The organism is Streptomyces sp. NPDC037203 (assembly GCF_055605065.1).
In genome coordinates this window covers 372902-388339 of the sequence record NZ_JBVJUC010000001.1, presented here as the reverse complement: position 1 = coordinate 388339, position 15438 = coordinate 372902, and the positions used below count along the sequence as shown (strand labels likewise).

9 protein-coding genes are annotated in these 15438 nt (G+C 72.4%); 6 read left to right on the top strand and 3 right to left on the bottom strand.

All coding sequences use genetic code 11. From position 1 onward, the window contains the following. Positions 1–92: 92 nt before the first annotated feature. On the bottom strand, positions 93–2729 hold the full coding sequence (locus ACZ7EC_RS01565) for a TIM-barrel domain-containing protein (protein ID WP_471056214.1): 2637 nt from the start codon (positions 2727–2729) through the stop codon (positions 93–95). Between the two features lie 225 nt (positions 2730–2954). Continuing rightward, the gene (locus ACZ7EC_RS01560) at positions 2955–3371 is read right to left on the bottom strand and encodes a PaaI family thioesterase (protein ID WP_471056211.1); all 417 of its coding nucleotides are present in this window, start codon (positions 3369–3371) and stop codon (positions 2955–2957) included. 207 nt (positions 3372–3578) lie between these two features. On the opposite strand from ACZ7EC_RS01560, the gene ACZ7EC_RS01555 reads away from it, so the two are divergent. Then, complete coding sequence (locus ACZ7EC_RS01555) at positions 3579–4679, top strand: GNAT family N-acetyltransferase (protein WP_471056208.1); 1101 nt, start codon at positions 3579–3581, stop codon at positions 4677–4679. 126 nt (positions 4680–4805) lie between these two features. Continuing rightward, positions 4806–7445 (top strand): beta propeller repeat protein, encoded by a 2640-nt coding sequence (locus tag ACZ7EC_RS01550; protein WP_471056206.1) that lies wholly within the window; start codon positions 4806–4808, stop codon positions 7443–7445. Positions 7446–7496: 51 nt separating this feature from the next. Here the strand turns inward: ACZ7EC_RS01550 and ACZ7EC_RS01545 are convergent, their stop codons facing one another. Next, on the bottom strand, positions 7497–8507 hold the full coding sequence (locus ACZ7EC_RS01545; protein WP_471056203.1) for a Ppx/GppA family phosphatase: 1011 nt from the start codon (positions 8505–8507) through the stop codon (positions 7497–7499). 220 nt (positions 8508–8727) lie between these two features. Between ACZ7EC_RS01545 and ACZ7EC_RS01540 the strand changes: the two genes are divergently transcribed. The 4 genes from ACZ7EC_RS01540 (at position 8728) to ACZ7EC_RS01525 (ending at position 15357) form a co-directional block, all read left to right on the top strand. Further along, the gene (locus tag ACZ7EC_RS01540) at positions 8728–9897 is read left to right on the top strand and encodes an FAD-dependent oxidoreductase (RefSeq protein ID WP_471056202.1); all 1170 of its coding nucleotides are present in this window, start codon (positions 8728–8730) and stop codon (positions 9895–9897) included. A 137-nt stretch (positions 9898–10034) separates the two neighbouring features. Beyond that, positions 10035–11813 carry an RICIN domain-containing protein gene (locus ACZ7EC_RS01535; RefSeq protein ID WP_471056201.1) on the top strand — a complete coding sequence of 593 codons (1779 nt, stop codon included), beginning with the start codon at positions 10035–10037 and terminating at the stop codon, positions 11811–11813. Between the two features lie 41 nt (positions 11814–11854). Further along, the gene (locus ACZ7EC_RS01530) at positions 11855–12676 is read left to right on the top strand and encodes an inositol monophosphatase family protein (protein ID WP_471056198.1); all 822 of its coding nucleotides are present in this window, start codon (positions 11855–11857) and stop codon (positions 12674–12676) included. 140 nt (positions 12677–12816) lie between these two features. After that, positions 12817–15357 carry a discoidin domain-containing protein gene (locus tag ACZ7EC_RS01525; protein ID WP_471056195.1) on the top strand — a complete coding sequence of 847 codons (2541 nt, stop codon included), beginning with the start codon at positions 12817–12819 and terminating at the stop codon, positions 15355–15357. Positions 15358–15438 lie beyond the last annotated feature (81 nt).

The following is a 15438-nucleotide window of genomic DNA, read 5'->3' as shown; positions in this document are numbered from 1 at the left end:
GGGAGGAGCCCCCACCCTCCGGGAGCTGTTGCGGTCACGTCAATAAGTTGGCCTAGACCAACCCGCTCTTTGGACTAGACCATACGATCTATTTACCATTTGTCGACCAATCGCAGACCGAAGCCCTGGTCCAGCGGCAGGCTCGCCGTGGTGATCGTCGTGACCCGGCTCGCGGGGTCGAACGACCAGGCGGAACGCGGTAGTTGACGACCGTCCAGCAGGACCCGCGCGGGGGCGGAGCCGCCGTGCACGGTGAACCGGTACGTCCGGGCGGCCGGCTTGCCCGCGTAGTCGCCCTTGCTCGCGCCCACGGACACGCTCGTCCCGTGCGCGTCCCGGTGCACCGAGACCCGCTGGGTGGCGTGTGCGCCCCCCGCGAAGTCACGGGTCACGCCGTCGTCCTCGTACAGCGCGTAGCGACTGGTGCCGTGGGCCGACGGGTACAGGTCCCAGTCCAGCTCGTGCCGGTCCCGCGTCTGCCAACTCGTGGTGCCCTTGGGCCACATGGGGACGATCGCGCCCTCGCGTACGAACAGCGGGAGCGTGTCCAGCGGGGCGTGGTAGCCGTCGACGGTGGTCGGGCCATGGTAGGTGCGGCCGGTCCAGTAGTCGGTCCAGGTGCCCTTGGGCAGATAGATGCCGTCGCGGGTGTCGGAGTCCTGGTAGACCGGCGCGACCAGGAAGTCGGGGCCGGACAGGAACTCGTACCTGGCGTCGGCACCCAGGGTGCGGGGGTCGTCCGGGTACTCCAGCCACAGCGGGCGCACCGCGCCGACCCCGGTCTTCGCCGCGTCGGCGGAGAGGGTGTACATGTACGGCAGCAGCCGCTCCTTCAGCTGGAGGTACGTGCGGTTGATGGAGGTGTACGGCTCGCCGTCCAGCCACGGCTGCTGGTCGGCGGGCTTCTTGGTGGTCAGGTCGGTGGCCCAGCCGTCCATGGTCATGATGGCGGGCAGGAACGCCTTCCACTGGAGGTCGCGGGTGTACATCTTGGCGTCGTGGCGGTAGATGCTGCCCACGTCGCCGGTGTCGTAGGCGATGCCGGACATCGTCGCACCGGCGTAGGTCGGGATCTGCCAGCGGATGTAGTCCCAGGACAGCTGCTGGTCGCCGCTCCACAGCACCCCGCAGCGCTGGGCGCCCGCCCAGGAGACGGGCAGCCAGACGAAGCCGCGCGCGTCGCTGTTGTCCTCGATGCCCTTCTTCGCCGCGTCGCAGGCGTCCAGGGCGAATCGGTAGCCGTTGCCGACCCAGGCCACGTCCAGCTTGGCCACCCGCTGGCCCGCCTTGACCTGCTCGGCGAGTTTGTCGATGCCGTCCTGCGTCCACAGGCCGAGCTGGGCGTGGTGGTCCTGAAGGCCCTGCGCGGTCTGCTGGAGGTTCTCGTAGCCGCAGCCGTAGCCGTCGTTGACCAGCATCCAGCCCAGCGGCATCTGGTGCTCGGTGTAGCCGTCGGCGACCTTCAGGGCGTCCAGGGTGTGCCGCTCGCCCCGGTTGGCGTTGTGCAGGTAGCAGTCGGAGTCGCCGGGTTCCAGTCCGTAGACCGGCGGCATGAACGGCCTGCCCACGAGCTTCGTGTACTTGCCGATGACCTGCTTGGCGTCGCCGAGGAAGTAGTAGGCGTCCAGGCGCCGTTCCTGCTGCCCGGTGGTCACCGGCGCGCCGAAGGTGTACACGCCCGGCGCGAAGGTGTTGCGGAAGGCGCCGTAGCCCGCGCTGGAGAGGTAGAACGGCTGGGAGTTGTTGTAGCCGCCCTCGTTCCAGTCGAAGCTGTTGGACACGTACATCGTCTGCCCGCGGTGCGAGAAGCTGCCGTTCTGCTCCCCGCCGCCGAAGAACTGCTCGTCGGCGCCCCGGTCGAGGCTCTGCCGCATTCCGCCGGTGGACCAGCGCAGCGGCTTGTCCTCCTGCCAGATCCGGGTGCGGTTGTCCGCCTTGTACAACCCGAACCGCAGCGGCTTCTTGTACACGCGCAGCACCGCGCCGGAGGTGCGGATGCCGTAGTAGCCGCCCGCGTCGAAGGACGAGGTGCGCCGGTCCGCCGCCGGCTGCGTGCGCACGATCTCGGTGCCCGCCGGATCGCTCAGTGTTCCCGACGGATCGGCCTGGAGCCGTAGTTGACCGCCGGTCAGGAAGTCGGCGCGCGCCACGAGCTGTCCGGCCCGGATCGTGTAGCTGCCGTCGCCGCCCGAGAAGGAGGTCAGATCGCCGGCGTCCTCGGTCGCGGGCAGATAGGCCGTGCCGGTGAAGGAGCCGCCGTGCACGTCGTACGGCACCACCACCACGTGGTACGTCCCCGACGCCCGCGGGATCACCGTGGCCTCGGGGTCGGCGGTGCCCGCGCTGGAGGCCACCTGGGTGCCGTGGTCGTCGTACACGTACAGGTCGAAGTCGTCGGTGGGGTGGTCCCACCGGATGTTCAGCGGGACGCCGCCCTCGGGGTTGTCGTCCCAGTAGCCGGCCGGCACCGAGACGGTCAGGTCGAAGCGGTTGCAGACCTTGTCGTCGGGGTCGGCGCCGGCGGCGGGGCATGCCTCGGGGCCGGCGCCGGTGCCCTTGGGGTAGGCGGGGCTCTGCCAGCTGACACTGCTGTGGGCGGGGTCCAGTACGGCGCCGGTGGCGGCGGCCGCGGCGGGCGCCGGGGCGACCAGCGCGGTGCCCGCCAGGGCGGTCACCAGCCCCAGTGGTATCCAGGCCGGCCACGGCACCCGGTGTCGGAGTCTTCGCACGGCGGAACAGCTCCCCTCGCATCGGTGCGGAGTACCTGAGTTTGCGCGGAAGTGCTTGAAGACGCGCGAAATCAAGCAACTTCACGCACGAAGACTCGAAGGAAGCACAGGTTCATGTCAATACCGCGGGCGGCTGCCGGACGCCCCGCGCGGGTCGGAGGGCGCGCATGGCGAAGGGCCGGACCCCGCCCCCCGGCGCGGTCCGGCCCGTCCGGCCGCCGTGCCTCAGCCGGCCTGCGCGCGCAGCACGATCTGCGTCTGCGTGGTCTGTCCGACCAGCCGGTCCCGGTCGTCGTGCAGCTCCGTCTGCACCACGATGAGCGTGCCGCCGACGTGCAGCGGCCGGGCCGTGGCGTGGACGCGGCCCGAGGTGAGGGCCCGCAGGAAGTTGGTCTTCGACTCGACCGTGGAGGTGCCGGCCGCCCCCTTCGGCAGGTTGAGATGGGCGCACACCGCGCCCACACTGTCCGCCAGCGCCATCAGCGCCCCGCCGTGCAGCGCGCCACCGGCCGTGCACAGCCGGGGCGACCAGGCGAGCGAGCCCACGGCGCGCTCGGCGGTGGCCTCCCGCAGCTCGATGCCGAGACCGGCCGCGAACGGCATCGCGGCCAGCAGCTCGGCGGGCTCGGAATGGGACGTCATGACGTACCGCCTCTCCACGGGGCCAGGATGATCGGGAAGTCTGCCAGCCGGCGCCTTCCCCCGTGCCGGATCGGGGAGTTCGCGGAAGAGTCGGCGTCCCCGCGTCGCCTGCGCCCTTGACAGGATCCGTCTGTTTCGCCAGCTTTGAGCGGCGGCGCACGGCGGGGGACCGGGCGCCCGTCGTACGGGGGAAGGCGGGGGTGCCGAGTGGAGATCACCGTCCATGCGCCCGGCGAACTGACGGCTGGTCAGCTGCGAGCCTGGCATGAGGCGATGGACACGTCTCCCGCGTTCGCCAACCCCTTCCTCGCCCCGGAGTTCGCCCTCGCGGTCGGCCGGCACCGGAGCGGGGTCCGGGTGGCGGTGCTGCGCGAGGGCGGCCGGGATGTCGGATTCCTGCCGTACGAGCGGGGGCCCTTCGGCACCGGCCGGGCGATCGGACTCGGCCTGTCCGACTGCCAGGCCCTGGTGCACCGACCCGGAACCATGTGGGACACCGGGGAGTTGCTGCGCGCCTGCGAGCTGAGCAGCTTCGCCTTCGACCATCTCGTCGCCGGGCAGCGGCCGTTCGAACCGTATGTCACCGGCACCTTCGCCTCACCCGTCATCGATGTGCGGCCCGGCGACGGCGACTACGCCGACTGGCTGCGCGGCACCTACCCCGGACAGGCGAAGACGACCCTGAAGAAGGAGCGCCGCCTGGGCCGGGACGCCGGCCGGGTGCGCTTCGTGTTCGACGAGCGCGACCCCGAGGCGCTGCGCACCCTCATGCGCTGGAAGTCCGCGCAGTACCGCAGGACCGGCCGCATGGACCGGTTCTCCCGGCCCTGGATCGTCGCCCTGGTCGAGGACATGTTCCGGCTGCGGGAACCGCACTGCGCCGGGGTGCTGTCGGTGCTCTACGCCGGGGACCGCCCGGTCGCCGCCCACTTCGGGCCCCGGTCGGGCACCGTACTGGCCGCCTGGTTCACCGCGTACGACCCCGGACTGCACCGCTACTCGCCGGGACTGATGATGCATCTGCGGACCGCCGAGGCCGCCGCCCGGCACGGCGTGGGCCTGGTGGACCTCGGGCGCGGCGACAAGGAGTACAAGGACTGGCTGAAGACCCGCGAACTGCGGGTCGGGGAAGGTCTCCTGACCCGGCCGCACCCGGTGGCCCTGGCCCACCGCCTGTGGCGCGGGCCCGCGCGGGGCCTGCGCAACACCGTGCTGGCCCGTCCGCGTCTGCGCGGACCCGCCGACCGGCTGCTGCGGACGGCGGGCGCCCTGCGCACCCGCGCGCAGGGCGGCGGAGCCCGCTCCTGACGTCGGCACGTCGGCACTGTTACTGGCGCGTACGCGTCAAAACTTCGCCAAGTGGCCGAGCACCGCCCGCCCGTGTGATCGGGTCTCCTGCGTCGGCAGAGTCGAATGGCTGTTCCTGGAGGTCCGGTGTCCGTACCAACCCGCAGCAGACGGTGGTTCACCGTCTGCGCGATCAGCGCGTCGGCCGCGCTCATCGCGATACCCCCGTCGTCCGCCGCCGGCCGCACGGCGAGCCCCTTCGGCGTCCGTACCCTCGGCCAACTCGCCAAGGAACGGACGGAGTCGGCGGGCGCCATGACGCCGCGTCTGTCGGGGGACGACGACGGCGGCAACGAGGCGGACGAGATCGCCGAGGGCGCGGACCAGTTCGCCGAGGCCCGCACCTCGCCCGGCATCGTCGCACCGGGCGCCTACGGCGCCGCCTGGGGAGACCTGGGCAAGCTCAAGAGCACCGGCGGCAGGTGGCAGAACATCACCGACCTGCCGTACAACTCGGACGACCCGCGCTACCGCGACTACGACTCCAACTCCAGCGGCGGCGCGGGCGATGTCACCGGTCGGATGGCCGCCGTGGCCGCGGACGACGACGGCTATGTGTACGCGGGCAGCGCGGGCGGCGGCGTCTGGCGCTCGCGCACCGGCGGCGGGAAATGGCAGCCCATCAGCGACAGGCTGCCCTCCCAGTCCACCGGCGCGCTCGCCCTCGACGGCGGCGGCCGGCTGTGGCTGGGTACCGGCGAGGCCACCACCAACTCCGACGCCTACCTCGGCAGCGGCGTCTACGTCCTCGCCCGCCCGCACCACGGCACCTTCACCCAGCGCACCCGCGTGGGCGGCGACGAACTGGAGAGCACCACCATCCACGAGCTGCGCTTCGCCGGGGGAACGGTGTGGGCGGCCACCAGCGAGGGTGTGTGGAGCCACTCCACCAGGAATCTGAAGGGCCCCTGGAAGCTGGAGTTCGCGCCCAACCCGGACTACCTGCCGAACGGCCCCAAGGCGCACGACCCGGACGCGGCGTACAAGAACATCGCCAACGACATCGCCGTCGATCCCAAGGACCCCGCCAAGGTGGTCCTCGCGATCGGCTGGCGCGGCGGCGACGACTACAACGGCTTCTACACCAGGTCCGGCGGCACCTGGAAGCGGATCACCGACGGCCTCGGCGACCTCCCGGCCGACCCGGACGACGTGGGCAACGTGACCTTCGCCCGCTCCGCCGACGGTTCCCGCTACTACGCCATCGACCAGTCGCCGCGGCAGCTCGAAAGCAACCCGGACAGCGGCCTGGAGGGCATCTACGTCTCCAAGTCCGGCTCCCCGAGCGGACCCTGGACGAAGATCGCCGACTACAAGGGCCTGGCCGCCGACAACTCGGCGCTCACCACCGCGGGTTACATGCCCGGCGTGCAGGCCTGGTACAACCAGTTCCTCGCCGTCGACCCGAAGAACCCGGAGCACCTGTACGCCGGCCTGGAAGAGGTCTACGAGACCAAGGACGGCGGCAGCACCTGGTCCACCGTCGGCCCGTACTGGAACTTCACCTTCTCCTGCTGGAACATCGACCCCGCCAAGCAGACCGGTGACTGCAACCCGACCACCCACTCCGACCAGCACGGCGTCGCCATCGGCAGCTACCACGGCAAGCCGTACGTGTACGTGGGCAACGACGGCGGCATCTACAAGCGCCCGGTGAACGGCTCCCAGGACGCCTCGGGCCACGCCACCGACTGGACGTCCCTGAACGACGGCACCATCGACGCCCTGGAGTACTACTCCGTCGGCATCGGCAAGGACCTCGACCACGGAGGCGTCTCCGTCACCGGCGGTCTCCAGGACAACGGCCAGTCCATCCTGCGCGGCAACGACACGGTGATGGGCTCCAACTTCGGCGGCGACGGCGGCGACACCCTCACCGACCCCGCCAACGGGTGCAACATCGCCCAGGAGTACGTCTACCTCGCCATCCAGGTCACCCAGAACTGCGCGGTGAACGACGGAAGCTGGGTCAGCGACCCGAGCAAGGTCACGTCGTACTCGGTCGCCCCGCCCGACAACGCCACCGACGAGGCCCGCTTCATCGCCCCGCTCGCCGCCGACATGCAGGACGGCAACACCTGGGTCGCGGGTGGCCGCCACGTCTGGGTGCAGCACCACGGCTACGCCATCCGCAGCGGCTCCGAGTGGACCAGCGCCCACGACCTCGGCCAGGGCCGTACCGCCACCGCCGTCGCCGCCTCCGGGGGCAAGGTCTACGCCGCCTGGTGCGGCCCCTGCAACGACCAGGGCTTCGCCCGCGGCATCTCCGTCGGCAACGCGGACGGCACCGGCTGGCACGACATCAACCTGCCCGTGGACGGCACGGTGCCCAACCGCTACCTCAGCGGCTTCGCCATCGACCCGCACGACGCCGACCACGTCTACCTGACGGTCAACGGCTTCTCCCGGCAGTGGACCGAGGGCCCCGGCGCCGGCGTCGGCCACGTGTTCGAGTCCACGGACGGCGGCACCACCTGGAAGGACATCTCCGGCAACCTGCCGGACGTGCCCGCCAACTCCGCGCTGGTGACCGCCGACGGCGGCCTCGCCGTCGGCACCGACCTCGGCGTCGTCCACCGGGCGCCGGGCAGCACCACGTGGAAGCGAGTCGGCGACCTCCCGGCCGTCGCCGTGCTCCAGCTGAAGACAAGCCCCGACGGCGGCACGCTGTACGCCGCCACGCACGGCCGGGGCATCTACACCATCAAGACGGGCACACTGCGCTGACCGCAGCGGGGGAAGGGGCGGCCGATCCCGGCTCGCCCCTTCCCCTCCCCGCTACGCGGAGGGCCCCGCCACGCAGCGCAGCGACACCCCCGAGGAGGGTGCCGCCGGAAGGCAGGCCCCCGCGGTCCGCGTCCACCAGTCGGCGCCGTCCTCGATGTAGCGCAGCAGGATGCCCTCGCGGATCGCCCACGGGCTGACCACGGCCCGGCGCAGCCCCATCAGCTTGAGAGCGGTGTGCCCGACGACGGCGCCGGCCAGGCTCTGCCCGGCGCGCGGCGCGGAGATACCGGGCAACTGGGCGCGCTCCGCGGCGGGCAGCGCGGCCAGGGTCTGCACCGCCGCACCCAGGTCACGGCGCCGCAGCGCGCGCGGCTCGAACGGGCCGAACCGCCCCGGCGCGGCCCCGCACAACCGGGCCAGCTGCTGGAACGTGCGGGAACTGACCGCGGCGGTGCGCGGCGACTCCCACCGTATCCGCGCCGCCACGTCCCGCAGCTCGTGCCGGACGCGGCGCCGCAGCTCCCTCAGCTCGCCCGCGCCGGGCGGGTCCCGCACGTCCAGGTGCTCCCGCGTCAGCCGGTTCGCGCCCAGCGGCAGCGAGGCCGCGAAGTCCGGCAGCCGGCCCCGCCCGAAGGCCACCTCCAGCGAGCCGCCGCCGATGTCGAGCAGCGCGAGCGGCCCCGCGTTCCAGCCGAGCCAGCGCCGGGCCGCCAGGAACGTCAGCTCGGCCTCCGTCTCGCCCGGCAGGGTGCACATCCGGATCCCGGTCCCGGCCGCCACCCGCTCCAGGACCTCCGCCCGGTTCGGCGCGCCCCGCACCACCGTGGTGGCGAACGCCAGCGGGCCCGCCGCCTTCCACCGCAGCGCCGTCTCCCCGGCCTCGGCCACCGCCTCGACCAGCCGCTCCACCGCCTCCCCGCCGATCGTGCCGTCCGCGCCGACCTGTTCGGACAGGCGCAGCTTCCACTTGACGGTGTGCACCGGCAGCGGAACACCCCCCTCCACATCCGCGATCACCAGGCGTACCGTGTTCGAACCCGCATCCACCACACTCACGCGCATGGCCGGTGCGTACCCACCTGGACCGCCCGGACGCCCGCGCACGAGGGGCGGTCGTGCGCACACCCCGCGCTGGCGGGTGGCGCCCGGAGCGCTCCCGGCACCCACCGGCGCGCGCGGCGGACGGGCGCCCGCCCCTGTCCGGATCCGGACCCCCACCCGGCCCCCACCGTCCGCGGCTGTACTTGGATGGTCCCCACCACTGTCGGCATGGGGAGCGGCGATGACCGGTACGGCGGCGACCAGGGTCCTGGTGATCGGCGGCGGCATCGCGGGCAGCGCCGCCGCACTGGGCCTGCACCGGGCGGGCCTGGACGTCCGCGTGTACGAGGCCCGTCCGGGCGCGGACCGGGACGCCGGCGCCTTCCTCACCCTGGCGAGCACCGGCATGCGCGCCCTGGCCCAACTGGAGGCCGGCCGGGCCGTGACGGCCATCGGTTTTCCGCTGACTTCGCTGCGCCTGCTGGACGCGGCGGGCACCGAGCTGGCCCACGTCCCGCTCGGGGAGGTCGCCGAACCCGCCCTGCGCTACCGCTGCCTGCGCCGCGCCGAACTCAACTCCGCGCTCCAGGAGGAGGTTGCACGGCGCGGCATCCGCCTCGTCCGCGGCGCCCGGCTGACCTCCGTGACCGAAGGGCCGGGCGGCGTCACCGCGCGCTTCGCGGACGGCAGCACCGCCGGCGGCGACCTGCTCATCGGCGCCGACGGCCTGAACTCCGCCGTCCGCCGCGCCGTCGCCCCCGAGGCCCGGCCCGGCTACGCGGGACAGCGTGTCTTCTACGGCCGCACCCCCGGCGCGCCGGGCACGGGCGGCGGCGTCATCACCATGGTGCGCGGCAGCGCGAGCGCCTTCGGTTACGCTCAGGCGCCGACGGGGGAGACGTACTGGTTCGCGCGCGTCGGCGGCGATCCGCTGCCCGAGCGGGGTCCGGGCGCGCGCGGCGCCGTACCGCTCGAGGAACTGCTGCCCCTGCTGCGCGAGGACCCCACGCCCGCCGCCGCGCTGGTGGCCGCCTGTCCGGGGCCCGTGATGGTCACCAACGCCACCGAGATGCCGCTCGGCACCCGCTGGCACACCGGCAGGGTGCTGCTCGTCGGCGACGCGGCCCACGCCGCCTCCCCGGCCACCGGGCGGGGCGCCTCCATGGCGCTGGAGGACGCGGTCGTCCTCGCCAAGGCGCTGCGTGATCTGCCGGACGGGGCACGGGCGTTCGAGGCGTACGAGCGGTACCGGCGCCCGCGCGTGGAGCACAACATCACCGTCAGCGGCGGCATCTCCCGCGGCACCCACACCCCCGCCCGGCCCGCCGCCCCGGACCACCGCCCCGACCACCGGGACGAGGAGCTGATCCGCCAACTGGCGTGGGACACACCGCTGTCCGGGGAAGGCTGACCGGCCGGTCCGCGCGCGAAAGTGCAAGAGGCGGCGCACAGGAGTCCATTGCCGGGACACCGCCGGGGGCTGATCGTTCCGTGGGACCGGACCTCCGGCCCCACCTCCGGCATCACCTCCGGCAACGAGGAGCATCCGTGCGACTGTTGAGCAGAGCGGGCGGCGCCGTGGCCGCGGCCGCCGCCCTCGTCCTGGGCGGCGCCACCGCGTCCCCGGCGTCCGCCGCCCCCGCCTACACCGTGACCGTGGGCAGCCCGGTGCCCTTCCCGTACCCCACGGACACCCCCGCGAGCCCCTTCCTCGACCGGGACGGCACCTTCCACTACCAGCAGTCCGCCGCCCTGTACGGCGCCGACGACCCGCGCAGCTGGGACTTCTACACCGGCACCGACTTCGACACCGCCACCTTCGACAGCGCGCTGAGCACCGCCGTGAACCCGGCCGACCCCGCCGACCGCAACGACGACACCACCGCCCGGTGCAACAACAGCCCCACCGGCCGCGAGGCGAGCTACGCCCCCGCCGGATCGGGCTACGCCCAGAAGAACTACTGCGACCTCTCCGGCGTGTGGATCGACCCCGACACCGGCGACTGGTACGGCCTGGTCCACAACGAGTTCACCCCCCGACCCTTCGGCGACGGGCTGCACTTCGACGCCATCGACTACGCCGTCTCCACCGACCGGGGCCACACCTGGACCATCGAGGACCACGTCATCACGTCCCCGTTCAGCACCGTGCGCGGCGACACGGCGGCCTTCCCGAACCAGACGTACGACTACGGCGACGGCGACCAGCGCCTCTTCGTGGACACCGCCTCCGGCTACTTCTACGTCTATTACGGCTCCCGGATCGTGGACAAGAAGGGCGGCTGGAAGGCCTTCTACGAGCACGTCGCCCGCGCTCCGATCGCCGGCAAGATGGCCCCCGGCACCTGGCGCAAGTGGTACGACGGCGCCTGGTCCCAGCCCGGCACCGGCGGCAAGGAGAGCAACATCGTCCCCGTCGGCGCGGACCACCCCACCGGCTACACCCCCGCCGCCGCCGAGTACGACCCGGCGAACACCGGCACCACCGCCGAGCAGATCGCGGCCGGCAAGACACCCCCGACCTCCCCGCTGTTCGTGATGAACATCGCCTACGACGCCTACCTGGGCCTGTACATCGGCGAACCGCAGGCGGTCGACCAGAGCGGGAACGCGCCGCAGTACCTCTACGCCACCGACGACCTCGCCACCCAGAAGTGGCGCCTCATCGGCGACACCGGCGGCTACACGAACGCCTCCTGGTACCGCTGGTTCCTCGACGGCGCCAACCGCACCAGCTCCTCGATCGTCGGCAGAACCCTGCGCTCGTACTGCTCCTTCGGCTGCGCGCACGGCGCCGACGGCGAATACGTCGACCTCACCCTCGACTCCGCCAGGCGCCCGGTGCCGCCCGTGGCCACCGGGCACCGCTACCGGATCGCCGCGGGCACCGGCCGCGTCCTCGCCCAGACCCCCGGCGGTGCCACCACCACCGCGGCCCGGCCCACCCCCGCGGCCCGCGCCTCCTGGACCTTCCGGCCCACCGGCGACGGCGCCTACACCGTGACCAACGCCGCCACCGGGGACCTGCTCGGCGTCGATTCCACCAGGACCGCGGACCGCGCCTGGGGCACCCGGCCGACCGTGAGCAGGCGCAGCGCAAGCCCGGCCGTCGGACAGCAGTGGTTCCTGATCCCGGACGCCGCTCCGGCCGGCACGTACCACCTCGTCAACCGCTACAGCGGCCTCGTCCTCGGCCTGTCCGCCGACGCCGGGCGCGGCGCGGAGACCGTACCGGTGCGCACCTGGACCGACACCGGGCACAGCGCCGTCGGCCGGGGCCGCACCGCCGCCGAACAGACCCTCACGCTCACCCCGGCGCAGGACTGAACTCCTGCGCCCCTCAGTCGAGTTGCGCATAGGCTGCGCATATGACGATCACCGAGGGGGAATCCGACGCCCGCCTGGCCGTGACCGCGGCACGGGCGGGCGCCGCCGTCGTACGCGACCTCTACGGCGGCCGGCTCGCGCGCCACGACAAGGGCGGCGGCGACTTCGCCACCGAGGCGGACCTCGCCGCCGAGCGGGCCATCCTGGACGTGCTGCGCACCGGCCGCCCCGAGGACGCCGTCACCGGCGAGGAGAGCGGCGTCGACGGCGCCGCCGGGGCCCGGCGTCGCTGGCTGGTCGACCCCCTGTGCGGCACCCTCGACTACGCGGTGCGCACCAGGCTCGTCGGCGTCAACGTCGCGCTGCGGGCGGACGGCGAGATCACCGCGGCGGCCACGGCCGACCCGTTCACCGGCGAGGTCTTCTGGACCGACGGCCACCGGGCCCGGCTGAGCGACGGCGACGGCGGAGCCGAAGAGAAGCTGACCCCGTCCGCCGCCTCCGCCCTGGTGGACGTCAACCTCGACCCGCCCTTCCCCAACGCCCCCGGATTCCGGGCCCCGTCGCTGCTCGCCGACCCCGACTTCACCGAATGGTTCCGGCCTCGGGTGATCTCCAGCACCCTCGCCGTCGCCTGGGTCGCCGCCGGGCGCCGCGCCGCCTACGTCACCGACGGCCATCTCGCCGACAGCGTGCACTTCGCCGCCGGGATCGCCCTGTGCCAGGCCGCCGGCTGCACGGTCACCGGTCTGTACGGCGATCCGGTGCACACCGGCCGGGGCGGCCTGATCGCCGCCGCCGACCCCGGCACCCATGCCGCGCTCCTCACGATGGTCAGGCGGCAGACACGAAAGGAGAGTTGACGGCGCGTCGGAAGCGAGGCGCCCGGAAACGTTCGGCTTCCGAAGGCTTGTGCGGCACACGTCTCGCCACTTAAATCAAAACGTGAACTAAGTAGTGAGCGATCGGGTTCGCTCTCTCCTCAGCCCTCAGGGAGCCGCACATGAGATTCCGCACCGCGGGTGTCGCGCTGGCCGCCATGGCCGCGCTGATCACCCTGCCCCTCGCCCCCGGCCGGGCGGCGGCGGCCGACACCCCGTTGTCCCAGGGGAAGACCGCCACCGCCTCCTCCGAAGAGAACTACGGCACCACCGCGGCCGACGCCGTCGACGGCGACACGGGGACCCGCTGGTCCTCCGCCGCCACCGACGGCCAGTGGCTCCAGGTCGATCTGGGTGCCACCGCCTCCGTCACCCGCGTCACCCTCGACTGGGAGGCCGCGTACGCGAAGGACTACAAGGTCCAGATATCGAAGGATGCCGTCAACTGGACCGACCTGAAGTCGGTCACCGGCTCCGACGGCGGGACCGACACCCTCGACGTCTCCGGCCAGGGCCGTTACGTCCGCATGCTCGGCGTCCACCGCGCCACCCAGTGGGGCTATTCCCTCTGGGAGTTCCGGGTGTACGGCAGCACCGACACCGCGCAGCCGAGCTGCGGCACGGCCAACGCGGCCCAGGGCAGGCCCGCCACCGCCTCCTCCACCGAGAACGCCGGCACCCCCGCCTCCGCCGCCTTCGACGGCAACACCGGCACCCGCTGGTCCAGCCAGGCAGCCGACCCGCAGTGGGTCCAGGTCGACCTCGGCTCCGTCCAGGACCTGTGCAAGGTGGACCTGAACTGGGAGGCCGCCTACGGCAAGGACTTCCAGATCCAGGCCTCCACCGACGGCCAGAACTGGAGCACCCTCAAGAGCGTCACCGGCGCCACCGGCGGCACCGCGTCCTACGACGTCAGCGGCACCGGCCGGTACGTGCGCGTGTACGGCACCGCCCGCGGCACCGGCTACGGCTACTCCCTGTGGGAGGTCGCCGTGCACACCGGCACCACCGGCACCCCGCCCGTGCAGGGCGGCGGCGACCTCGGCCCGAACGTCATCGTCGTCGACCCCTCCACGCCGAACCTCCAGCAGAAGTTCGACGACGTCTTCGCCCAGCAGGAATCCGCCCAGTTCGGCACCGGCCGCTACCAGTTCCTGCTCAAGCCCGGCATCTACAACAACATCAACGCCCAGATCGGCTTCTACACCTCGATCTCCGGGCTCGGCCTCAACCCCGACGACACCCAGATCAACGGCGATGTCACCGTGGACGCGGGCTGGTTCAACGGCAACGCCACCCAGAACTTCTGGCGTTCGGCCGAGAACCTCGCCATCAAACCGTCGAACGGGGACGACCGCTGGGCCGTCGCCCAGGCCGCGCCGTTCCGCCGCATCCACGTCGAGGGCGGCCTCAACCTGGCCCCGAACGGCTACGGCTGGGCCTCCGGCGGCTACATCGCGGACTCGAAGATCGACGGCACGGTCGGCCCGTACTCCCAGCAGCAGTGGTACACCCGCGACAGCTCGGTCGGCGGCTGGACCAACGGCGTGTGGAACATGACCTTCTCCGGCGTCCAGGGCGCGCCCGCCACCAACTTCGACAGCGGCCCGTACACCACCCTGGACAACACGCCCGTCTCCCGCGAGAAGCCGTTCCTGTACCTGGACGGCTCCACCTACAAGGTGTTCGTCCCCGCCAAGCGCACCAACGCCCGCGGCGTCTCCTGGCCGAACACGCCGGGCACCTCCCTGCCGCTCGACCAGTTCTACGTCGTCAAGCCGGGCGCGACCGCGGCCACCATCAACGCGGCCCTCGCCCAGGGCCTCAACCTCCTGTTCACGCCGGGCATCTACCACCTGGACCAGACCATCAACGTGACCCGCGCCAACACCGTCGTCCTCGGCCTCGGGCTCGCCACCCTGGTGCCGGACAACGGCGTCGACGCCGTGCACGTCTCCGACGTCGACGGCGTCAAGCTGGCCGGGCTGCTGATCGACGCCGGATCCGCCAACTCCGACACGCTCGTGCGCATCGGCGACCCCGGTGCGAACGCCGACCACTCCGCGAACCCCACCACCGTGCAGGACGTGTTCTTCCGCATCGGCGGCGCGGGCCCCGGCCTCGCCACCAACTCGCTGGTGGTCAACAGCGACGACACGATCATCGACCACACCTGGATCTGGCGCGCCGACCACGGCAGCGGCGTCGGCTGGACCACCAACCGCGCCGACTACGGCCTGCGGGTCAACGGCGACGACGTCCTCGCCACCGGCCTGTTCGTCGAACACTTCAACAAGTACGACGTCTACTGGAGCGGAGAACGCGGCCGGACCATCTTCTTCCAGAACGAGAAGGCCTACGACGCCCCGAACGCCGCCGCCATCACCCACGACGGCATCGTGGGGTACGCGGCCTACAAGGTCGACGACTCGGTCACCACGCACGAGGCATGGGGCCTGGGCAGCTACTGCAACTACACCGCCGACCCCTCCATCGTGCAGGCCCAGGGCTTCCAGGTGCCCACAGGAGCCGGCATCAAGCTGCACGACCTGCTGGTGATCTCCCTCGGCGGCAACGGCCAGTACGCCCACGTCGTCAACAACACCGGAGCGCCCACCTCGGGGACCAGCACCGTCCCGTCCAAGGTGACGTCCTTCCCGTGATCCACCGCACCCCCGGAACCGGCCCGGCTCCGGTTCCGGGGGCGCCCGCCGTGGACGGGGTGCCCGCGCCCTTCATGGGCC